This is a genomic window from Chryseobacterium sp. GVT01B, from assembly GCF_019970045.1.
Classification (GTDB): domain Bacteria; phylum Bacteroidota; class Bacteroidia; order Flavobacteriales; family Weeksellaceae; genus Chryseobacterium.
Map to the genome: position 1 here is coordinate 436,262 of NZ_JAHXYI010000006.1, position 21,291 is coordinate 457,552.

Genomic DNA, 21,291 nt, shown 5'->3' on the forward strand with positions numbered 1-21,291 from the left:
CTCCATAAAAATATATTTTGGAATGATTTAGTCCCTGAAAACAATCATAAAACACGGTTCCAATCCTTATCTGAGGTCTTCTGAAAGGAGTTTTTCTTTTGGCTGGGTTTCATTATTTTGGTTTATAAATCTTTAAATAATGTATCGAAAAAATGATACCAGAATTTGTGGTTTTTAGAAAGAAACTGATGCTGGAAAACGGGACAGGAAATTATAAAGTTCATAAAGAATAATTACGCTCTGTATTTTACCATTTTAAGTTTGTTCATCGTATAAAAATGTTAGCAACACAGAAGTTCTTGAATTTTATTATAAATTTGAAAAAACGACTTATCCATGGTAAAAAAATTATTCATCCTGGCTTTATTATTACCTCTGCTCACCTATTCTCAGAACAAAATAAATTATAAAATCTATTATGATGCAGATCTTGAGCAAAACGGGCTAAAAGTTCAGGTTGATTACATCCTTAAAAAACCATCAGATACCATCTCCTTTTATTTTGCCAATGAAAACTGGGGTGAAAATAATCTCTTCAACAATCTTACAATATCAAAAGACGAAAATCCGGATATAACTTTTGAAACCCTCCCGGAAAAGAGTCAAATAAAGGTCAGGATGAAAACAGGAGATAAAGTTTCTTTTATTTATCATATAAAACAGGATTTTAAAGATCCTGATTATAAAATATTCAACCGTCCCAGGATTAACAATACATTCTTCCACGTTTTGGGTAAAAACTTATTCATTGTGCCCATATCATTTACAAAGATTCCGGAAGACAGGGAATTTGAATTTTCCATTGAATGGATAAATTTCCCTATGAAATTCAGACTACACAATAATTTTGCTACACAGGCTCGGGCCCAGAACATCAAAACAACACTTTGGGAAGGATTTTACAACTCACTGTTTATAGGAGGTGATTACAGATTTTATTCTTTTAAAATACAAAACAAACCTGTTTATCTTGCATTAAGAGATCAGTGGCAAAACGGATTTACGGATGAGTTTCTATTTTCAAACCTCAAAAAAGCGATACAGTCACAAAGAGATTTCTGGAAAGATTATGATCAGGATTATTATACCGTTACCTTAACCCCTACCGTTTCACAAAAGGACAGTCTTTTCAAAGGATACAGCTCAACAGGATCCGCTATCAAAAATGCATTTATGATTCAGGGAACTAATAATCCTTTTAACAACAAAAGTGCCTACCTTTATCTTCTTCATCATGAGTTGATGCACGAATGGATTGGAAATAAAATCCAAAATAAAAACGAAGAGCTTAATTATTGGTTTAGCGAAGGCTTCACCGATTATTATACTTATAAAAACAGACTTAGAATCAAAGATATTTCTATAGATGAATGGCTCACATTATTCAATACTGAAGTCATTCAAAATCATTGGAAGAATCCTCAGCGAAATATTCCGAATTATAAAATAAAAGATGATTTCTGGAAAAGCCGTGATGTAGAAAAGGTACCCTACAGACGGGGTGCAATTTTTGCTTTCTGGCTGGATAATCAGATTTTATTAAAAACCCGCTACAAAAAATCTCTGGATGTTTTGATGCGTGAATTATTGAAGGTCTGTACGGAAAAGAAGCTCAAGTTTACAGATGAACTTTTTCTCGATATAGCTCATCACTACCTGGATGAAGATATTACTTATTTCTTTCAGAAACACATCATTTCAGGGGAAGATATTAACCTTACCAAAGAAAAATGGATTGACGGTTTTGATTTTAAAATGATTGACAATATCCCCAAATTGGAAATTGACAAAAGCAAGAATCTAAAATATGGTCTCAATTAAACTTTATCCATAAAGGATAGGGTCAATTCGCTATATGTAACATCACATAAAATCTTTATATTTCAAGTAACAACTTCTTAGCCTTTTCACCTGCAGTTCCCAATAAGATTAGGCTTTCGGGAGTAATTCTTTCTGCAAAAACAATCCGGAAATGAAATTGATATTTATCCGTAAATGAAAAGGTATCCCCGGGAGTAAATAAAATCTGGTGCTTTTCACAATACTCGTAAAATCTTTCCATATCCATATTCTCCGGCAGCCTTCCCCAAATGCTGTATCCACCCTGAGGCCTGTGAAAATAAGAACCTTCGGGAAAAGAACTTTTTAAAGTGTCCAATACCTGAATAGCCTGCTGATTGAGCTTTTTTCGGAACGAACGCAAATGTCTTTCATAACTGCTTCCCTGTAACAGTTTCAAGACCAATTCCTGATAAACAGGAGAAACCGACCGTCCCAAAGAAAACCTCGCTCTTTCAGATTTTGCGTAAAAATCACCTGCATAGAGCCAACCTAAACGAATTCCCGGCGCCAATGTTTTTGAAAATGATGAATAGGTCATGACCAATCCTTTGGTATCAAAACTTTTAATACATCGGGGTCTTTGTTCACTGAAATAGAGATCAGAATACATATCATTTTCAATGATACACAACTGATGTTGTTCTGCAACACTCAACAATTCTGCTTTAACCTCATCACTCATTAATACGCCTGTAGGATTATGAAAATTCGGAGTTACAACCAAGGCACGAATATCGTTTTCAGCGCAAACTGTTCTGAAATATTCCGTATCAAAACCACTTCTGTAATGAAGAGGAATTTCGATCACTTTAAGATCGAGATTAGCAATAACTTCCAATACAGAGAACACACAAGGGCTGTCAACAGCAACCACATCTCCAGGTTTGGTAACCGATTTCAAAGCGATCGTGAGTGCTTGTAGTGCACCATCGGTAATAATTATTTCATCAGGATTTAAAATACAGCCATAAGTTCCCATCTGTTTTGCAATCTGTTTCCTTAATGTTTCCAGGCCATTTGAAGGGTAATATCTGAGCAGTGCTGCCCCTTTCTCACGAATTACTTCCTGCATCGTTCTGAGGATGAGTTTCTGCGGAATCAGCAAATCTCCGGGTACAGCTGTGTTGAAAGAACTGGATTCTGATGTTCTTTTGGAAGTCAACATCATATTTTTCATAAATTCGGCATCTCTTACGACCACAGGCAGCTTTGTTCTGACTTCCGGAATATGCTCTTCCTGAATTTCGGCAATAAAATATCCTGACCTCGGATGACTCTTAATTAATCCTTTAATCAGAAGATATTCAAACCCGCTTTGTACAGAACTTGTACTGAGCTTGTATTTTTCTTTAATTTCCCGAACGGACGGAAGTCTGTCATTTTCCTGCAAAATCCCACTGCGAATCTGTTTCTCTATTACTGCTGTAAAAATTTCGTACTTATAAGATTTTACCATAACACATCAACTGTACTGAACAAATTTATAAAATTATCTTTCTGTACCGATTATATTTTAGCAAACTGTATCCCTTTTAAATTGATTAATCTTATAATTTTGAATAAAAAAAATCCCATGGATATCATTTCAAAATTTACAGTAGGTTCTGAAGAGGGAATTTCTGATCTTATAGCCATTATTGATTCTTCTGTTTATGCTTTACACAAAGATTTTATTACGGAAGAGGAGATTAAAAAATACATTCACAATGAAATAGATCCGAGAAAAATGATCAATGACCTGAATGATCTCTCCAACCAGCTGATCATGACGTATGCAGATCAGAAACCTGTCGGATACAGTATTATAAAAAGTGGTTCTCTGCATTCTGGCATACCGGAAGGAAAAAGAGCAACAGAAATCAGTTTTGTGATTCTTTCAGAGTTTGATCTTCCTGAAACCAGGCAGTCGCTTTGGAAAAAATGCAGATCAGCAGTGAGTTTTACGGATATCGTATGGACCAATATGCTGGATCATGATCCGCTTTCGGAGTTTTTAAAAGAGTCTGGTTTTGTACCTTGTGTCAGTTCAAAAGCTGGCCCATTCCTGCTTCCATCCCATATTTTAGAATTGGAAATTAATAAAAGTTAGATGACCACAGATTTCCTTTCTATGATTTTGTACTCATATTATTGAGAGGAGTTATCATTCCTATTTTTTTTATTTCACTTAAAATTATTTTGAGTGAGCAATCGTTTTATTATCTTTGATTTTTATAATTTTTACTTATGAGCGATCAGCTGGAAACTATAGAAGATTATTACAAACGCATCCGTAAGAACCAGATCAAAATGTTTGATTCTGAGGATTTTGAAATGGGTAAATCTCATTTCAACATTTCAATGCGGAAATACTGCAGTTTTAAGAGTCCTTACAACCGCCGTGATTATTATAAAATCAGTTTTATCATTGGAAAAGGGACCATTCATTATGGCACACATCAGTTGTATATTGACCGTCCTGCATTATTCTTTCCTTCTCCAAGCATCCCCTACTCTTGGGAATGTGACAGTGATTTACAGGAAGGTTATTTCTGTCTGTTCAACCAGGAATTTTTTAACGGAAATTCGGAATTTAATCTGTTTAAAAAGACCTCAATGTTCAAAGAATGGAGCAAGCCTGTCGTTTTCCTGACAGAGGAACAAACTCAGCTGGCTACTCTTTATTTTGATCAGATTTACAGAATGAATAATTCTGCTTATCCCTTCCGTTGCAGCAGTATCAAAAGCAATCTGGCATCCGTTATGCATCTGGCAATGGAAAACCGTGTGGAAGACATCAATCCTAATGAACTTCCTGCAAATGTGCGTTTATACAGATTATTTGATGAACTGCTTAACAAACAGTTTCCCCTGGACTCTCCTGCTTATCCGCTTGCTTTAAAAACTCCTTCGGACTTTGCCGATCACCTTAATGTACATGTGAATCATTTGAATTCTTCGGTAAAATCTGTAACCCATCTCACGACAACGCAAATCATTAAAGAAAAGATGTTTGAAGAGTCTAAAAATCTCCTGAAGTACACCAATTGGGACATTGCTCAGATCGGTTATACGTTAGGTTTTGATCAGCCTGCACATTTTAATAACTTTTTTAAAAAACATGCCCGGACTTCACCATTAAAATTCAAGAATTTAGCTTAATATTTGATTTTTGTAATTTTTACTTTGTCTTTTAAAATTCACTTTCTTATTTCTTGACTTATTTTTGCATTGTAAAAATGAATGAATATGTTGAGAGAAGCATCTGAAAAACGAATCAGATTAATTACCATTATGGCTTTCGTGTCTATCCCGCTTTCCGGGTTTGTCACGGATATATATTTACCATCGTTCCCTTCTATGGCTAAAGAAATGATGGTTTCAGAAAAAGATATCCAGATCACTCTGACCTCGTATCTTCTTAGCTACGGAATTTCCCAGTTATTTGTAGGAGGAATTCTGGACAGTATCGGCCGCTACCGCCCTAAACTGATCGCATTGTTCCTGTTGATCCTGACCAGTATTTTAATTACAATGACCAACAGCATTTTATTAATCTGCCTGCTTCGTATTCTTCAGGGAGCTGCTGTTTCAGTACTGGTAGTAGCTACGCGGGCTATTTTTGTAGATATTTATGATGCCGAGAAAGTGAAGCATTATTTAAGCTACTTTACCATTGTATGGTCATGCGGGCCTATTCTGGCACCTTTCCTTGGGGGTTACCTTGAGAAAATATTTAACTGGCATGCTAATTTTTATTTCTTAGCGATATATGCAGGATTCCTTTTCCTGTTTGAATGGTTCTTCAGTGGAGAGAGTCTTCCTCAGAAAAAGAAACTGGACCTGTCAGAGAATATCAGCCTTTACAAAATGATGCTTAAGAACAGGATTTTCATGCTGGGAATTTTCATATTAGGACTGAGCTACTCTATCGTTATGCTATTTAATATTACCGGGCCGTTTATTATTGAAAACACTTTTCATTTTACTCCGGTTGTTATTGGATATTGTACATTGATCCTTGGTTTCTCCTGGATGATCGGTGGTTTCATCGGGAAACGCAGACTGACTCTTGATTTCAAGCCAAGAATTCTGCAGCCTATCCTTTTACAGCTTATTCTGATTGCAGGATTGATTATCACCAGCTATTTCGCAGAAAGTCTTTTTATTATGATTCCTTTTGCCTTTTTCATTCATATCTGTTCCGGAATTTTATTTACCTCATTCTTTACGACAAGTATGCTTTACTTTCCTAAAAATGCGGGAACTGCCGGCGGACTGATGGGTGGACTGGTCTATGTAATCACTTCTGTGACAAGCTTTATCATTTCAGTAAGCGGAAATGTAAGTGAGCAAAAAGATCTGTCCTGGCGCTATCTGATCATTGCATGTTTGCTTTTAGGGATCATCCTTATTATGCATCAGGCCGTAAAAAAAGAAAAAGCAGAGAACTAGTCTCTGCTTTTTTATAGCTCTTTTTTCTCGAGATATTATTTGAAAAGCGACCACCAAAAGGTAGTCGCTTGTTATAAAGATGAATGAGTTTATAATGAAGAACTCTAAAAAGACTGCGCAACCGTATTATTTAAGTTTACTTCAAATTGTACATCAGGAGTTAAACTTGTTCCATTCAGATAGATCCAGTCTGTTCCTGATTTATTATAGACCTGCAGATAATAAGTATTCCCAACTCCTGTCGTATCCTTGAAAGCGACAATATCCCCATTTTCAATACTTGTTGAAAAATTTCCTGCCTTTTTCTTTACAATCTGAAGTCTTAGGTTATAAGTAGTCTTTCCATATTTTGGATAAAAATAATAACTTCCACTGCCTGAGGAATACCAATACCAGAAATGATTGAGTCTTTCACTGCTCTCAACTCTTACATAACCTTCCTTCAGATCAAAATAATTATCAGAATCTCCGATATTCACAATATTAAACCAGGTTCTTGCATCACTTGGCAGTACAGAAGTAACAGTCAGCCAATCATTGGGTGTTGACAGGTTCGTACTGATATATTTTCCTGTGGCTACAGATTTTAACGAAACCCGGTCATATTTTCTGAATTTCAAGCTTTTTGTAGGTGTTTTCTGATCCGAATAGACATTGGCTTCTACAGGATAATGATCTGAGTATTCCGTCCAATGATATTTAATTCCAGTTATATTTGTATAAGTCATAAGGTTGGAAGCTACAGGATCGAATGCAATATTTTGCCAGGTTGGAGGTACAAGATGATCATTGGAAACCAAAATATAATCCAGATATTCTCGTTTATTAGCAGGATAAGGGTAATGATAAGAAGCCATCGTATTGGTTTTCGTATCCCATGAATATTTTAATCCTTTGTATGTAGGAGCATTTACATTCAGGGTTTGCAGCATATCCGAATATTCAGGAGTATCTTTTATAATGTTGAAATCTCCACCATAAATTACCATTTCATTTTCAGGAATATTCAAACGGTCAACAAATGATTTCATCATTCCCAACTGTTGTTTACGGATTTCCACATCTTTTCCATTACAAGACGGCTGTGTAGACTGAGCATGAACTGCTATAAAGTGGATACGTTTTCCTCCTTTTAATATTCTGGCATAAGCAAAGCCTTTCAGACAGTAGCCATCAAAATCACATCCTGCCGGAAAGATAAACTGATCCATTCTTTCTATAGGATATTTACTGGCAATCATCACACCTCCGTCTTCAAATCCGCCGGAGATGATCTCACGCCAATGACCGAAGGTGTTGTTCCATCCATTTTTTGTACGTCCTACTATAGGAGTCTGATAGGGAAAACTGGGAAGAAGTTTTTCACGTAGCTTATCTGAAGCTGCATTATCAAAGCATTCCTGAAGCATCAGAACATCATAGTTCTTCAAAAAAGAGGCTTCACCAATTTTCTGAGCTCTCGCCTGTTGTGACCATTGAGTCATACCAGACACTGCGAGTTCTTTCAACAGGAATGTATTGTACGATAATACTTTAATATTCGGAAAAGCACTTCTCATGGCATTTTCCTGTGCATTAGGCAGTGTTTCATCTGGCTGAAACTGATCTGATCTACACGATAAAAGAGTCAGAAGACATAGTACCGAAAAAATCCGGACTATTGAAAACATTTGATTCATAAGTTTTTGAGTTAAAATTGTTTTGTTTTGCTGCGGCCAAAGTAGGATTAACTGTATTGATGAAAATGAACCCAATGTTATCTAAATAATAATTTTTCGGTTCATTATTTAACTATTAAAAACTACAGTAATCTAAAGGCTCAATTAGTTTTAATTAAAACTAATTTTTCGTATATTTGTTAAGGTAAGCAGTACTGAATTTCTTTCAAATCATCTCTTACTCTGTAATATCATTATTATACAATATGCCTGAAAAACAGAACAATATATCAGAATTAGCACTGGAGCTTGGCCTGGCGATGAGTGAAATGAAAAGCCGGCTTCGACAAAAGATTCAGACCACGATTAATGAGTATGATCCGGATCTTTCTTTTGAACTGATTGAGATTCTGGGACTGCTTTCACGCAATAATGGTATTAACCAGCAGGAAATAGGAAATAAAGTAAGTAAAGACAAATCAAGCATTACTTACCTCATCAACAATCTCGTAAAACGGGATCTTGTTGAGCGGATCGCTGATAAAAACGACCGGAGAAACAAACAGATCTTTTTGACTCCAAAGGGGGAGAAAATCGTTGAAACCGTTTATCCATGGGCATTGGATCTTTACAAAAAGGCGGTTGGCAATATTGATGAAGAGGAGATCAGCAAAGCACTGCTTTTAGTAAAAAAAATGACAGCAAACCTGGAGAATCAGGACTAAAACATAATACAATATGAGAACAATCCTTGTACCCATTGATTTTACATCAACTACGGAAAATGCAGTAAGAGTAGCCGCAGACTGGGCAAAAACCTACGAATATCAAAATATTATCTTACTAAAAACAGCAGGAGAATCCGAATTTGATTATCTGCATATTGCAGAAGGACATTCATTTGTCAACGAAGAAAGTGTCAACAATCTGTTGCAGAGAACGGAATTATTATTTGATCAGTTAACAGAAATCATAACAGAAAAATCACCTGAAATAAAAGTTTCCAGGATATTAAGTGACTGGGCTCTTACCAGAAGCATCAATGAGCTTTTAAAAAATCAGCCTTCTGTAGAGTTGATTATTTTGGGAAGTGATGACCATACCTCCACCACTGAGAGCTTTGTTTCCGACAATATCATTAGCATTGCAAGAACGAGTCCTGTGAAAACCTTAATTGTTCCTAACAGCTATCACTATACTCCTATCAAAAATATATTTATTCCTTGTGATGTAAAGGGAATTAAAAGACTGGAAAGATTGTTTCATCATAAATCTGTTATCCATAAACAGGATGTGCGTCTGATGTTTTTGAATATCAATACCCGTGAGAAAGAAGATGAGGATAAAAAAAGAGAACTGGAAGAGTATATTCGTGAACGTTTGACGGAGATTCCAAGCAGTATTCATTATTCTCATGATGAAAATGTCATTAAAGGAATACTCACTTTTGCAGCCTCTAATGAAGCGGACCTTATTATTGCTTTGCCAGGCCAGCACAGCTTCCTGTATTATCTGGCAAGCAGAAGTATTTCTGAAGGAATTTATCAGAACACCCAGCAACCCGTATTGATTTTAAAATAATAAATTATAAAGTGAATGATTGAAAGCTAATAGTAAATTTTGGTGCTTTCAATCTTGACAAGTTTCAGTTCCTGCATTTTTTTAACATATCTGATCACAGTCTCTACCCGAAGCCCGGTAAGAGTGGCTATCTGCTGCCTGGTATAGGGAATGAGAAATGAATAGGCTTCCTCAAATCCAAAATACTTTTTAAGATGATCAAAAAGCTTCATAAGTTTGACTATAGGATCCGAAATCGCCAGGAAACTGGAAATCATATACCTGAAATGCAGTCTGTCAGCTGTATATCTGTTAATCTCGAGCATTAATTCAGGTTTTTCCAAAAGCATTTCCAGAAACTTAGTCTTAGAAATCTTAATAATCTCGCAGCTGGTTACAGCAATAGCATTAATGGCATAATGATGGCTGGTAAATAAATAGCTTTCACCAATGCAGTGACCATCAAAAGGGAGTCCGTGAACAAATTCTTTTCCGTCTTCTAAAAAAGTATTCAGTTTCACAGTACCATGCCTGATCTGGAAATAATATTTAGCTGCAGTTCCTTCTTTAAAAATAGAATCTGCCACATCATATTTTTCCAGAATGGCTCCCCGGGAAAATAATAAGTCTTCACATATGATCATCTTGCCATTATTTTTGAGTAAAAATACTTAAAGTGTAAGCTATATTGCAACTTATCAAATACCACAAAACACTGTATTTACTGACATCAACATTCGTTTATTAAGCTGTAATTTTCTTTTTATGTTTTGTTCCCCAGTCAGCAAGCGCTGCAATAACGTCTTTCAGTGATTCACTGTATTCTGTATGAACATATTCTACCAAGACCGGTTTCTGATCGGTAAGAACGGTTCTTTCCACTAAATGGTTGACCTCCAGTTTTTTCAATTCGCTGGAAAGGACTCTTGCTGAAATGCCATTAATCGTTCGCTGTAACTCGTTGAACCGTGTATGTCCGCCCAAAATAGCGATCATTACCCGGATGGTCCACCTGCCTCCCAAAACGTACAAAGCATCCTCAGTAGCAGACAGATGCGTACTGCATTGAGGCCTTGAATACACTATTTTTTCTTCTTCCATTGTCTTTGTTTTATCTGGTTACTAACCTAAATGTTATTACTAACCTTTTGGTAACTACTATATTTTTATTAGTAAATATAGATAATTTTGAAACATCAATTTTAAAAAAATAAAAAATGAAACGAGTACTTCATATTATCTCCAGCCCAAGAAGCGAATCATCAATCAGTAAAAAACTGGGAAATGCTGTTGTAGAAAAAATCACGGCAAAATATCCTGAAAGTGTTTTTAAAAAACGTGATCTGGCCAACCCGCTTTTTCCTCATTTAGAAGAAGCCCATATCAATGCCTTTTTTACTCCGGAGGAAAACCGCACGCCAGAACAGTTAGAAACTGTAAAACTTTCAGATACGGTAATTGCTGAACTGCATGAAGCTGATATTATCATTATTGAAGCTCCATTGTATAATTTCAGTATCACCTCTACCCTTAAATCATGGCTTGATCATATTGCGAGAGCGGGAAAAACGTTCAGCTATAGCGAAAACGGTCCTGAAGGCCTGGTAAAAAATAAGAAAGTATACCTTGCTTTTTCAAGTGGCGGTGTATATTCTGAAGGGGAAAGGCAGGCGTATGATTTTGTAGTTCCTTACCTAAAACAAACTCTTGGATTTATGGGAATGACGGATATTTCTGTGGTCCGTGCTGAAGGTCTTTCTGTCCCGGTGATTCAGGAAACAGCTTTGCAAAAAGGAATTGAGAGTATAGTTGTTGAGTAAAAATTTAAAAATGCTGTTCTTATGGAGCAGCATTTTTTATATCGACTTGCAAATAGGTAAAAAATGTTTACATCATAAAAACAACAATTCCCTCAACATATGTAAAAGTTTCTCTTGTTTTTATCTCTCATTTTTACATCATTAAAAAGAAAATTATGGAAAATAATAAACAACCTCAGCTGATCAATCCTACTGCATTATTCAATCCTAGTCCTTATGGTTTTTCACACAGTATTTCTGTGGATTCTCCTTTCCGGATGTGTTTTATATCCGGACAGAGTGGCGGTGTAGGAGAAAATCATGTATTGGCTGATGATTTTAAAACGCAGGTTCAGAATGCTTTAAAAAACTTAAAAATCGTTCTACAGAATCATTCTATGACGTTTGAGAATGTTGTCAAAATCACGCTTCTTATCGTTGATAATAATCCCGAGAAGCTTGAAATTTGGGCAGAAGAAGCTAAAAAAGTATGGAACCCGACATTTCTACCAACAAGCACGCTTATTCCTGTGAGCCAGCTCGCTTTACCTGGAATGTTGTTCGAGATAGACGCAATTGCGGTGAAAAGTTAGTTCCTGTTAAGACGTTCAATAAGTAATGATGAAAAGTTTTTCACACCCGTTCTGATGCTCTCTTCATCCACTTGAAAATCAGAAGAATGATTCATGGCAATCACTCCTTTTTTGAAATTGGAACCTCCCAGGAAAAAGTAAACGCCTGGTATTTTCTGTTGAAAATAAGAGAAATCATCATTGAAAAACGGAACCTGTCCATAATCTGCAGCAACCGTATTTTTTCCATAAAGATTCTGAAGGATTTTCTTGGCTGATGTTGTCAGCTTTTCATCATTGATAACCGTTGGATTTCCCTGTATAAATGAAACGGAAAGAAGTTTGTCTTTATACCCGCTGTCTTCTATAATTTTCTGAACTCCCGGAATTATTTTATCTAAATTAGAAGAATTTGTTTCATACAGATAGGTTTCAAGAAAAGACTCATTATTTTTAGAATAAGTCGTAAATTTTCCATCCGTGAACAGGTAATCTTTAAAAATAGTATCAGGATTTGTCAATCCGATTTTAGGATCAACAATAGATTGTAATTCCCATGGCTTTGTTCCGGGCTGAATACGGGACAGAAATTCACTGATCTTTTTCGTTAGCCCTTTTGTTTCTTCTTCAGATAATCCATTTTTTAACTGAACTCCTATTCTCTTCTGATAGGCAAACATTTCATTAGGTTTCACCATGATTTGCCCTACAGGCATTGCCGTCACATGCAATCCATATATTTCGTCAGGATTTATTATAGAAAGTAAGCCTTTATCCAGCATTTCTTTTGCCCCTTTGAAGGTTTCTTCTTCAGGTTGAAATATGAAATAGACTGTTCCTTTTAAAGATTTTTTATTTTTTGAAAGAACTTCGGCTATTCCCAATCCAACCGCCATATGGATATCATGACCACAGCCATGCTGAATGCCTTTTATTTTTGATTTGAAAGTTTCAGGATCAGGATAATCATTGGGTAATGCATCCATATCTGACCTCCATGCTATTTTTTTTCCCTTTTGATCTCCTTTCAGAATTCCTACCACACTGTAACCATATATATCTGTCTTAACTTCCAGTCCGAGATCGAGCAGATATTGCTTAATTTTTTCCTGAGTTTGCTTTTCATGACCTGCCAATTCCGGATTTTCATGAAACTCTCTTCTGATAGTAACCAATTTATCAAATATCCGGTCTGTTTCCTGTTGAACAGATTGATGTACAGACTTTTTGTTTATACTTGTTGAGGAATAAACAATTAATTCTTTTTTACTGTTCAATCCCTGTGCAGACAAAAGAGAAGAAACAAAGCACAATAAAGTTAAGGTTAATCGTTTCATGGTCAGGGGTATTGGTTTTATCTTTGGTGATTATAAAGCCGAAAGTTTATTTATATCAATTAGACAATAAAAGTTTTACTTTCGTTACATCCTGGCTGATTATTTCAAAGAATTTACAGTTTATAAAAACAACAAATGCTTACCAATGGCAAGCATTTGTTTACAAACATGATTATATTAAAATTATTTCACTTTCAATACGTTGTATTACTAAATAATTCTTTTCAAAGAAATTCCGATAATAGTATTGGATGTAGCCGTGTTAAAAGCTGCATTTGTAGAATAAGCTACAATAGACATCCTGTAGTATTTTCCATCAGGAAAAAGTATTTCTACAAGATCTTGTTCCATATTTTCATTGCTTGTGTAAAGCCAATCATCACCATCTATTTTCGTACTGTAATAATTAGGAAGAATCGTCATGTTGGGAGAATTCTGCAATGGATTGCTGGTAGACAATGTTGCATAGGATACAGTAATATTAGAATTCGTTGTGTTAAAAAATCTGGGCCTTAAAATAGTATCCTCACCGGCTAAAACATCAATCCTGATTCCCTCAAAAAATGGAAGCTCAGAAATATTCACAAATTCAGACAGAGCTTTTCTCTGAATTGTTCCTGTTTGGGAAGCAGCTCTTCCAGTCATTTGATTTTTATTGGTATTTCCTGCAGAATTTTGAAATGTTCCTGGAATTACAAACCTATAACCTCTTTCTTCTCCCACTTGGAAATTTCCACCGCCATCAGCAATGCTTAATCTTGTCCATTTAGTGCCATCCCAGTAATAATATCCTTTAGTTGTTAAGCTTCCCGCACCAGTGTTAAAAACAAAAAGCCCTGTCGCCGGATTGGGAATCGTTACAATATCTGTAGCAGAATTAAGATTGACCCTCGGAGGTAGGAAACCTCTGTTGGAAGATGTCAGATCCAATATAGCTGATGGATTAGGATTAGAAGTACCTATACCTACTTGCCCAAACAGGGCAGATGTAATTAAACTTGTTAATAAAAATAATACTTTTCTCATCTGTGTTTCTTAATAGTAATGCAAAATTCAGTAATTACAAAACTCAGATTATTGGTGAAAAGCCCAAATAAATATTGCTGAAAAATTCAATATAAAAGCAATAGAATCAAACAAAAAGTGATAAACTAAACCATTTCAAAAGTTTACTCTGTCTTAAATAAATCTATTTTAAGCTGAACATTATTTAAAATAATTCTAAACTCTGTGAAAACAAGACCTCTCGAAACCACTTATTACAAAGGATTTGTTACAAAAAATTAAAATTACACCATTCTAAATTACGTAGAAATACTGAATCTTATCTGAGAGGATCTGTTTAATTTCGAATAAACAAAAACTGACAACTATGGATAGCTTGAAAAACATGCATTCATTTCTGAAAAAGAAGTGGTATCTGAAAATCCGGCAGCTATAGATCAATCGGCATGATAACTTCCTGTTAAAAGGAGTTGAAGATATCTAACCCAAATTTTTAACGAAATGAATATTATTAACAAAATCCTCAACGTCGACGATTATTATTTCGACGTGTTTATGTCTATCTCGGAAGCGCTTGCCGGGTTTACTGTAAACGAATTACAATCCACAGGTCTGGCAGAGGCCTATTACACCTACGTTATGAAAAGCTTAGAAGCGGCTACTTTCGTAGAATTCCTTACAGTTTCTAAAAATATTCTTGAAAATTCTTCCGATGAAGATCAGTTGAAAAAAGCCATTCAATCTGAAATTATCGCCAATCCCGGAATGAATGATATCGCCGGAAAAGTGATCACCATGTGGTATTTGGGAACCTGGGAAGGAGCGTATATCAATGACATTTCTTACAAAGAAGGTCTTGTCTGGAATCTGATGCATTCTCATCCGCCAGGAGCAAAACAACCGGGTTATAAATCGTGGAATATTAAACCTGTAAACACCAACTCATGAGCCAGACCAATAATAAAAAAGATGTGATCATCGTAGGAACGGGGATCGCAGGATCATTGATCGCAAAACTGTTGTCTGATCATGTATTTGACGTGACAAAAGGCAAAATGATCCATCGTGCAGATGCAGGAAAATCTGATAATATCAAGGAAATATCAATCCTAATGTATGAAGCAGGGCTGGAAGCCGGTATTGAACTGGATTCCGTATCCTCAATGACCACTTACAATGAGTATATCCGTACTTTTTACAGAGAAGAAGCCAAAGTCCCCAACTCTCCTTATCCGAATTTGAAGCAGGCCCCTTCTCCAAATGTCCTGGATATGGAGCATATTGTCCAGCCATTTCCTGATAAAAAGGGATATCTGGTTCAGTTTGGGCCGATGCCTTTTGCAAGTGATGCCATCAGAGTGGGAGGAGGAACAACTCTTCACTGGCTGGGAACTACTCCAAGAATGCTTCCGAATGATTTTAAACTTACAGAAAAATATGGAATTACTATTCCTCAGCCTAATACTGATAAGCCAAGTCCGGTCAACTGGCCGATAGATTATGAAGAATTAAGGCCGTATTATGAAATGGCAGAATTTGAAATCGGGGTTTCCGGAGATGTTTCAAGACAGGAATATCCTATTTCTGAGAATATGGAGCAATATTATGGAAATTATGTATTCCCGATGGAAGAAATTCCGCAAAGTTATATGGATCATAAGATCATTGAAGGTCTTAAAGGCACGAGCGTAACGCTAAGCTCCGGAGAAATTCCGCTGATGATGGTCCCTTCTCCTCAGGGAAGAAATTCTATCCCGAATCCAAAATACGGAAAAACAAAGATTATCAAGGCTGAACCAAAAGAATCCGGGTACAAACTGATTTTAGACAGTTCTGAAAAAGAAGAATACAAAGCTCTTGGTTCTGTCTGGAATCCTTATATGGGAGAGCGTTGCGAAGGAAATGCATCATGCGTTCCGATCTGTCCGGTTCAGGCTAAATATAATGCTTTAAAAACTTTAAAAAAGGCACTGTATAAAGTTAACGATAATGAAAATCTTAAGCGTAATCCATACATGCAGATTCAGGCTCAGAGTGTGGTATACAGATTAAGTGTTGACCAGAATGATAAAGATAAGATTTCCAAAGTTCATCTGAGAAGGTATACTTCAAAGGAGAAAACCGATTTTGTTGAAGAATCAATTGATACTTCAGACGCCATCGTAATTCTGGCAGCCAATGCTTTTGAAAATCCAAAGATTTTATTAAACTCAAAATACACCGTTCAGGACGTTGTAAAAACCGTTGCCAACAGCAGTGATCAGGTAGGAAGAAACCTGATGGATCATATGGTAATGCTTACCTGGGGACTTTTCCCTGAACCGGTATATCCTTACAGAGGTCCCGGTTCTACCACTAATATTTCGTCTTTCCGTGACGGAAACTTCAGAGGTGAATTTTCTGCGTGGATCTCTCCGCTTGACAATTGGGGCTGGGGCTGGCCGGCATTTTCTCCGGGATCTGATGTAGGATATTTTATCAGCCAGAAGCTTTTCGGGGCAGAATTAAGAGAAGCACTTACGAACAGGCTTTCAAAACAGGTTTTATTCCACTTCGAGATTGAGCAGCTGCCTAATCCAAATAACAGAGTAACTATTAATGATCAGTATCTGGATGTTCTCGGAATTCCGCGTCCTGTTATCCATTATGAACTAACAGAATATGAAATGAAAGCGATGGAACAGGCAAAAAATGCTTCGGACCAGATGTTCAAAAGATTAAATATTGATGATTTCACAAAATATACTGCGGAAGACAAGAATTCTGTGATCTACAATGGAACAAGATATTCTTACAACGGGGCCGGTCATATTGTGGGAACGCACAGAATGGGTTCTACAGCAGAAGATTCTGTTACCAACAGCTATTGCAAAGCCTGGGATCACCCGAATTTATACGTTGTAGGAGCAGGAAACATGACCACTTTGGGAACCTCAAACCCTACTTTAACATTATCAGCATTCACTATCCGTTCGGTAGAATCTATCCTTGCAGATCTTGAAACTCAACTAAAAAAATAACAACATGAGACAAAGACTTATCAATAAAACAGCACAGCCACAGGAAATATTAACTGCAGGAAGAATGGCAGCAAGAAGCGCAGTCGTTACTGAAGCCGTTTCATTACCTTCTTTATTATTTGATTCAACATTGAGTAAAGAAGACTGGATTGAAGGATTAAAACATCACAGCAAAACATTGACGAATCTTTTACTGAACGATCAGATTGATGATTTTAATGCCTATTTAGAATCCCAATTTGGCTCAGATGTTTCTGAATTAAAAAAAGGATTGACTGAAATTGATTATAAACCCGTTTTACAGGATCTTTTGCAGACGGCTATTCTCATTGAACATTCTACCATTCCACCTTATCTTACGGCTTTATATTCGATTAAAGACGGAACCAATGCTCTGGCTTCCCAAATTATCAGAAGTGTTGCTGTGGAAGAAATGCTTCACCTGATCATGGTTTGTAATGTATTGAATGCAATTGACATTCAACCCTCTGTTAACAAAAAAGAGAACTACCCTACTTATCCGATGAAATTACCAATGAATGTTGATTTCTATGTAGGTCTGGAAACGTTCTCAAGCAACAGTATCGCAACTTTTATTGCCATTGAAAGCCCGAGCAAACCATTGGTAAAAGCGCCGAAATATGACCACGAAACAGATTCTTCAGCATTATATTCCCAAAGAACGGCTGTACAGGACAATAACTTCTGGACCCTTGAAAATATGAAAGGTTTCATCATGGAAAATGTACATACCATTGGTGAATATTACGATGTTTTATTCTTCTATATTGTTGTTTTCCAAATTATTGCCTATTACAAAGAACACGGAACTCTTCCTAAGAATTTCGAGGAATTAAATACCGGAGGAATTTTCACAGGAAATCCTGCCAAACAAATCCGTCCTGAGCAATATTACGGAAGTGGCGGAAAACTACATTTTGTGGAAGCTTTAGAAGGAGTAATTGCTGTTTTTCAGGAGATCAAAGGACAAGGTGAAGGGGCTGACGATTCAATTTTCGATGTTGACCCATCCCAATTTGAAGAAGGTGTAGAGTTGGCTCATTATTTCAGATTTAAAGAAGTTTTCCATGAGCATTTTTATCTCGGTGGAAACTATGAACCTTTTACGGATGAAAACGGTATGATGCCTGTCACTACTCCACCTACAGGAAAAGATTTACCCGTAGAATGGGATGAAGCTTATCCTATGAAGCCTAATCCAAAAGTGGAAGATTATATCAAAAACAAAGAATTACATGCACAAGGAGTTGAGTTTAATAAGACCTACAGACGTTTATTAGATGCTATACAAAGCGCTGTGGAGGGAAACCAGAGAGAACTGGAAAAATCAATCATGTACATGTATGCCTTGAAAGAACAGGCTGTTAACCTCATGAAACAGCCGCTGGATGCTCAAACTAATGCAGGCCCCACTTTCGAATACACTGAATTATAACCATAAAAACGATATATCATGCTTAAAAGAAAAAAAGAGAGTCCCGAATCGGGAGGCGAACAGTTGTTCCGTAAAATGCCAGGCCAAAATGAAGTTAATCTGGCTGAGCTAATGGATGGATATTCAAAACTATTGATTGATGATCCGGTAAGGCCATTCAGGGAAGACAATCTTCAGGCCATCGAAAATAGTGTAGATTATGGAATACTTAAAGCTTTGGCAGGTACATGGGTAAGCTATAATGTGAATTACAATAAAGATATTGCTAAACCGTCATTAGCAAGTGGAGTACATACTACAATTATGCCTTCTCCCGGAACCAATTCAGGAACGATACCCGGAAAATTCGCTTTTGACAGTGAAGAATATATTGAGAAGTTAACATTTTCAATTGTCCCGGGTGGAGTTCGTAACCGCGGTGGTGCCAGTGAACTCTTCTGTGGAGCTGTAAAATATGAGCAAAGTATTAAGAGTGTTAATGCCATACAGGGACAAGATGCTTTGAAATACACCCCTATCCATGAAGAAAACGGTATGTATCTTTGGCTGAGTGATGTCTACAATCATGCAGCAACCAAGGAATCTATTGAAAGAGACCGTGGTATTCATGCCGTTTCAACAGAAGATGCTAAAAAGTATGGCTATACGGGTGAATACAGAGATGAGCCTTTAGTAAGAATAACACCAGATGGAGTGGCAAATCCTAAATATATTCTTTTAAGTCAGCTAGAGCCGGGACAGCCTTATTATGAAATTATTCCGGCACAGGAAATAAAACCGGGAGCAGGAGTTGACGGTCCTTATTTTATTCCGGACTACTCTATTTCCCGAAGCGGCGTTATTCCTCACGGAAGTACCATTACTTTACTTGGCGATATTATTCCTCAAAATAAAGCTGATGAAACCTTTTATTTAATTGATGGCTCGCCTCAATTCCCTTATGGTAAAGAGGCATGGGATACTAATCATCTTTCCATTTCACGTACAATGGGGAATGCAGGGGTAACGCCAGAAGAAATCATTGACCTTGATAAGCCTGCACCGGATTGGGTTCATCAAACACTGGACGACAAAAATGATCCTGGTTCAAACAAGATTTATACTCAAAGAATACTCGCAGACGATTTATACCCTTATTCTGTACGACCCGATCTCAGACTTAGGGATACATTAAGAGGTCAGAAGGTCAGCAATTATGTACATGTGAGAATGTCTTCCAAAATGAAAACCGGAGCACAGGGAGGAGTTTTAAATGTTCCTTTTGTGAACCGTTTTGTTCCAACAGTTGAAGTGGATATGGATATGTGGATCGAAACAATTATTGAAGACGGAAAAGAAATTCTTCAGCTGCAATACGAGCAAATTGTATTCTTTGAATTTGATTTCGGGAATGATGGAGGTACTACAAGCTGGCCTCACATCCAGGTCAATACCCTTCGTAAGTTAGCAGATATTCCTGATGATCAGAAAAAAGTGATCGAAGATCAGTTCTTTAATACTGGTGAAAATTCCGGTGCAGCTTCAGGCTGTCCTTACCATAAAGGATAGAATTATTCACCAATAGTACAAAAAAGAGGCAGATTATTGCCTCTTTTTATGTTTTCTAAGTATATTAAAGATTATCGTAGGTCTGATCCACCATAAAAGATATTGCTTTTTTGATTTTTTCACGCCCTTCAGGGGTATTGGTATCTATGCCGCAGAAAATACTGCCATTTAGGGAAGAGAACATATTCAGGTAATAAAGCCCTGAAACCATAATCGCCATGATAGAGCGATAGGTATCCATTTTATCTTTGAAATGAGATTCCATCAGTAATTTGAAGATATATTCTCCATTTTCTTCCTGGGTATCAATCAATTTCTTCAATGATTTTCTGGGTTCAGAAATGGTCCACAACAATAGTTTTTGAGCTTCTTTGTTGGTATATACGTGATCAAATTGTGAAAGCAGCATATGCTCGATAAATTCTCTTCCTCCATCTTCCAGATTCGGTTTCATCTTTTCTACTTCTTCACTGGTTACCTTTACCCAAAAATCCTGTGTACGGACATATTCGTCCATCAGACCATCCATACCGCCAAAATAGGTGTAGATCATTTTCTTATCTACTCCGGCGGTTGCAGCGATATCATTGATCTTCAATCCTGCATACCCTTTCGTTTTCAGAATTTTCCCAACTGCATCTAAAAATTTTTTCTTACTGCGTTCCTTGTTTCTAATACTCCCTGATGCTGACTTTCTTTCCATGACTAAACATTCAATATACAAGTTTAAGAAAATTTTTTATCATTTTAGACACCTATAGGTGTCTAATTTCAACTATTTATATATATTTGTACAAAATAAAACCATCTAATATATAAAACCCTATCGAGATTGAAAATTAAAAACTATTCAGATTGTAACAGCGTATCAGCATCATTCAGATAGTAATTTCTTATAAAATAAAATTAATAACCTGAAAATCAAAACATTAAATAAAATTCATAAAATTTTTATTATTTTACACACTTCGTAGTGTCTTATTTTATATATTTGTACAAACTAAAACCATCTACATATCTTAAAACACTTTTAGGTTGAAAAATAAGACAATTCAGACTG

19 protein-coding genes are annotated in these 21,291 nt (G+C 36.4%); 12 read left to right on the forward strand and 7 right to left on the reverse strand.

The window, feature by feature from the left end:
- Positions 1-336: 336 nt before the first annotated feature.
- Positions 337-1,821 carry a M1 family aminopeptidase gene (locus LC457_RS16890; RefSeq protein WP_223600927.1) on the forward strand — a complete coding sequence of 495 codons (1,485 nt, stop codon included), beginning with the start codon at positions 337-339 and terminating at the stop codon, positions 1,819-1,821.
- 55 nt (positions 1,822-1,876) lie between these two features.
- On the opposite strand, the gene LC457_RS16895 is transcribed toward LC457_RS16890, so the two are convergent.
- Complete coding sequence (locus LC457_RS16895; protein WP_223600928.1) at positions 1,877-3,298, reverse strand: PLP-dependent aminotransferase family protein; 1,422 nt, start codon at positions 3,296-3,298, stop codon at positions 1,877-1,879.
- Positions 3,299-3,415: 117 nt separating this feature from the next.
- On the opposite strand from LC457_RS16895, the gene LC457_RS16900 reads away from it, so the two are divergent.
- From LC457_RS16900 to LC457_RS16910, 3 genes are all read left to right on the forward strand, one after another.
- A complete protein-coding gene (locus LC457_RS16900) occupies positions 3,416-3,931 on the forward strand; it encodes a hypothetical protein (protein WP_223600929.1) in 516 nt (171 codons plus the stop codon).
- 137 nt (positions 3,932-4,068) lie between these two features.
- On the forward strand, positions 4,069-4,983 hold the full coding sequence (locus tag LC457_RS16905) for an AraC family transcriptional regulator (protein WP_223600930.1): 915 nt from the start codon (positions 4,069-4,071) through the stop codon (positions 4,981-4,983).
- Between the two features lie 87 nt (positions 4,984-5,070).
- Positions 5,071-6,276 carry an MFS transporter gene (locus tag LC457_RS16910; RefSeq protein WP_223600931.1) on the forward strand — a complete coding sequence of 402 codons (1,206 nt, stop codon included), beginning with the start codon at positions 5,071-5,073 and terminating at the stop codon, positions 6,274-6,276.
- Positions 6,277-6,380: 104 nt separating this feature from the next.
- On the opposite strand, the gene sph is transcribed toward LC457_RS16910, so the two are convergent.
- Positions 6,381-7,946, reverse strand: coding sequence for a sphingomyelin phosphodiesterase (sph, locus tag LC457_RS16915; RefSeq protein ID WP_223600932.1), 1,566 nt, complete (start codon positions 7,944-7,946; stop codon positions 6,381-6,383).
- Positions 7,947-8,200: 254 nt separating this feature from the next.
- Here sph and LC457_RS16920 point away from each other — a divergent pair, with 254 nt between their 5' ends.
- Both LC457_RS16920 and LC457_RS16925 read left to right on the forward strand, forming a co-directional pair.
- Positions 8,201-8,659, forward strand: a complete 459-nt coding sequence (locus tag LC457_RS16920) for a MarR family winged helix-turn-helix transcriptional regulator (protein ID WP_223600933.1) — start codon at positions 8,201-8,203, stop codon at positions 8,657-8,659.
- A 13-nt stretch (positions 8,660-8,672) separates the two neighbouring features.
- Positions 8,673-9,515, forward strand: coding sequence for a universal stress protein (locus LC457_RS16925; protein WP_223600934.1), 843 nt, complete (start codon positions 8,673-8,675; stop codon positions 9,513-9,515).
- 26 nt (positions 9,516-9,541) lie between these two features.
- Here the strand turns inward: LC457_RS16925 and LC457_RS16930 are convergent, their stop codons facing one another.
- Positions 9,542-10,138 (reverse strand): Crp/Fnr family transcriptional regulator, encoded by a 597-nt coding sequence (locus LC457_RS16930; RefSeq protein ID WP_223600935.1) that lies wholly within the window; start codon positions 10,136-10,138, stop codon positions 9,542-9,544.
- A gap of 100 nt (positions 10,139-10,238) precedes the next feature.
- Positions 10,239-10,595, reverse strand: coding sequence for a helix-turn-helix domain-containing protein (locus LC457_RS16935; RefSeq protein ID WP_223600936.1), 357 nt, complete (start codon positions 10,593-10,595; stop codon positions 10,239-10,241).
- Positions 10,596-10,711: 116 nt separating this feature from the next.
- Between LC457_RS16935 and LC457_RS16940 the strand changes: the two genes are divergently transcribed.
- Both LC457_RS16940 and LC457_RS16945 read left to right on the forward strand, forming a co-directional pair.
- Positions 10,712-11,314 (forward strand): FMN-dependent NADH-azoreductase, encoded by a 603-nt coding sequence (locus LC457_RS16940; RefSeq protein WP_223600937.1) that lies wholly within the window; start codon positions 10,712-10,714, stop codon positions 11,312-11,314.
- A gap of 155 nt (positions 11,315-11,469) precedes the next feature.
- Complete coding sequence (locus tag LC457_RS16945) at positions 11,470-11,886, forward strand: RidA family protein (protein WP_223600938.1); 417 nt, start codon at positions 11,470-11,472, stop codon at positions 11,884-11,886.
- Here the strand turns inward: LC457_RS16945 and LC457_RS16950 are convergent.
- Positions 11,883-13,202, reverse strand: a complete 1,320-nt coding sequence (locus LC457_RS16950) for a M20 family metallopeptidase (RefSeq protein ID WP_223600939.1) — start codon at positions 13,200-13,202, stop codon at positions 11,883-11,885. The two genes, LC457_RS16945 and LC457_RS16950, sit on opposite strands and share 4 nt — an antisense overlap.
- Before the next feature lie 210 nt (positions 13,203-13,412).
- Positions 13,413-14,228 (reverse strand): hypothetical protein, encoded by an 816-nt coding sequence (locus tag LC457_RS16955; RefSeq protein WP_223600940.1) that lies wholly within the window; start codon positions 14,226-14,228, stop codon positions 13,413-13,415.
- A gap of 480 nt (positions 14,229-14,708) precedes the next feature.
- On the opposite strand from LC457_RS16955, the gene LC457_RS16960 reads away from it, so the two are divergent.
- From LC457_RS16960 to LC457_RS16975, 4 genes are read left to right on the forward strand one after another with little or no spacing between them, the layout of a single operon-like run.
- Positions 14,709-15,155, forward strand: a complete 447-nt coding sequence (locus tag LC457_RS16960) for a hypothetical protein (protein ID WP_223600941.1) — start codon at positions 14,709-14,711, stop codon at positions 15,153-15,155.
- Positions 15,152-17,227 (forward strand): GMC oxidoreductase, encoded by a 2,076-nt coding sequence (locus tag LC457_RS16965; RefSeq protein ID WP_223600942.1) that lies wholly within the window; start codon positions 15,152-15,154, stop codon positions 17,225-17,227. Before LC457_RS16960 ends, LC457_RS16965 begins: the two co-directional genes overlap by 4 nt.
- A 4-nt stretch (positions 17,228-17,231) precedes the next feature.
- Complete coding sequence (locus tag LC457_RS16970; RefSeq protein WP_223600943.1) at positions 17,232-18,683, forward strand: ferritin-like protein; 1,452 nt, start codon at positions 17,232-17,234, stop codon at positions 18,681-18,683.
- 18 nt (positions 18,684-18,701) lie between these two features.
- The gene (locus LC457_RS16975; protein ID WP_223600944.1) at positions 18,702-20,231 is read left to right on the forward strand and encodes a peroxidase, FMP-type; all 1,530 of its coding nucleotides are present in this window, start codon (positions 18,702-18,704) and stop codon (positions 20,229-20,231) included.
- Between the two features lie 64 nt (positions 20,232-20,295).
- Here the strand turns inward: LC457_RS16975 and LC457_RS16980 are convergent, their stop codons facing one another.
- The gene (locus LC457_RS16980; RefSeq protein ID WP_223600945.1) at positions 20,296-20,934 is read right to left on the reverse strand and encodes a TetR/AcrR family transcriptional regulator; all 639 of its coding nucleotides are present in this window, start codon (positions 20,932-20,934) and stop codon (positions 20,296-20,298) included.
- Positions 20,935-21,291: the final 357 nt, after the last annotated feature.

Bases quoted from the DNA above. Each gene is read 5' to 3' on its own strand.
- LC457_RS16890 (WP_223600927.1), top strand. From the start codon at position 337: ATGGTAAAAAAATTATTCATCCTGGCTTTATTATTACCTCTGCTCACC.
- LC457_RS16895 (WP_223600928.1), bottom strand. From the start codon at position 3,298: ATGGTAAAATCTTATAAGTACGAAATTTTTACAGCAGTAATAGAGAAA.
- LC457_RS16900 (WP_223600929.1), top strand. From the start codon at position 3,416: ATGGATATCATTTCAAAATTTACAGTAGGTTCTGAAGAGGGAATTTCT.
- LC457_RS16905 (WP_223600930.1), top strand. From the start codon at position 4,069: ATGAGCGATCAGCTGGAAACTATAGAAGATTATTACAAACGCATCCGT.
- LC457_RS16910 (WP_223600931.1), top strand. From the start codon at position 5,071: ATGTTGAGAGAAGCATCTGAAAAACGAATCAGATTAATTACCATTATG.
- sph (WP_223600932.1), bottom strand. From the start codon at position 7,946: ATGTTTTCAATAGTCCGGATTTTTTCGGTACTATGTCTTCTGACTCTT.
- LC457_RS16920 (WP_223600933.1), top strand. From the start codon at position 8,201: ATGCCTGAAAAACAGAACAATATATCAGAATTAGCACTGGAGCTTGGC.
- LC457_RS16925 (WP_223600934.1), top strand. From the start codon at position 8,673: ATGAGAACAATCCTTGTACCCATTGATTTTACATCAACTACGGAAAAT.
- LC457_RS16930 (WP_223600935.1), bottom strand. From the start codon at position 10,138: ATGATCATATGTGAAGACTTATTATTTTCCCGGGGAGCCATTCTGGAA.
- LC457_RS16935 (WP_223600936.1), bottom strand. From the start codon at position 10,595: ATGGAAGAAGAAAAAATAGTGTATTCAAGGCCTCAATGCAGTACGCAT.
- LC457_RS16940 (WP_223600937.1), top strand. From the start codon at position 10,712: ATGAAACGAGTACTTCATATTATCTCCAGCCCAAGAAGCGAATCATCA.
- LC457_RS16945 (WP_223600938.1), top strand. From the start codon at position 11,470: ATGGAAAATAATAAACAACCTCAGCTGATCAATCCTACTGCATTATTC.
- LC457_RS16950 (WP_223600939.1), bottom strand. From the start codon at position 13,202: ATGAAACGATTAACCTTAACTTTATTGTGCTTTGTTTCTTCTCTTTTG.
- LC457_RS16955 (WP_223600940.1), bottom strand. From the start codon at position 14,228: ATGAGAAAAGTATTATTTTTATTAACAAGTTTAATTACATCTGCCCTG.
- LC457_RS16960 (WP_223600941.1), top strand. From the start codon at position 14,709: ATGAATATTATTAACAAAATCCTCAACGTCGACGATTATTATTTCGAC.
- LC457_RS16965 (WP_223600942.1), top strand. From the start codon at position 15,152: ATGAGCCAGACCAATAATAAAAAAGATGTGATCATCGTAGGAACGGGG.
- LC457_RS16970 (WP_223600943.1), top strand. From the start codon at position 17,232: ATGAGACAAAGACTTATCAATAAAACAGCACAGCCACAGGAAATATTA.
- LC457_RS16975 (WP_223600944.1), top strand. From the start codon at position 18,702: ATGCTTAAAAGAAAAAAAGAGAGTCCCGAATCGGGAGGCGAACAGTTG.
- LC457_RS16980 (WP_223600945.1), bottom strand. From the start codon at position 20,934: ATGGAAAGAAAGTCAGCATCAGGGAGTATTAGAAACAAGGAACGCAGT.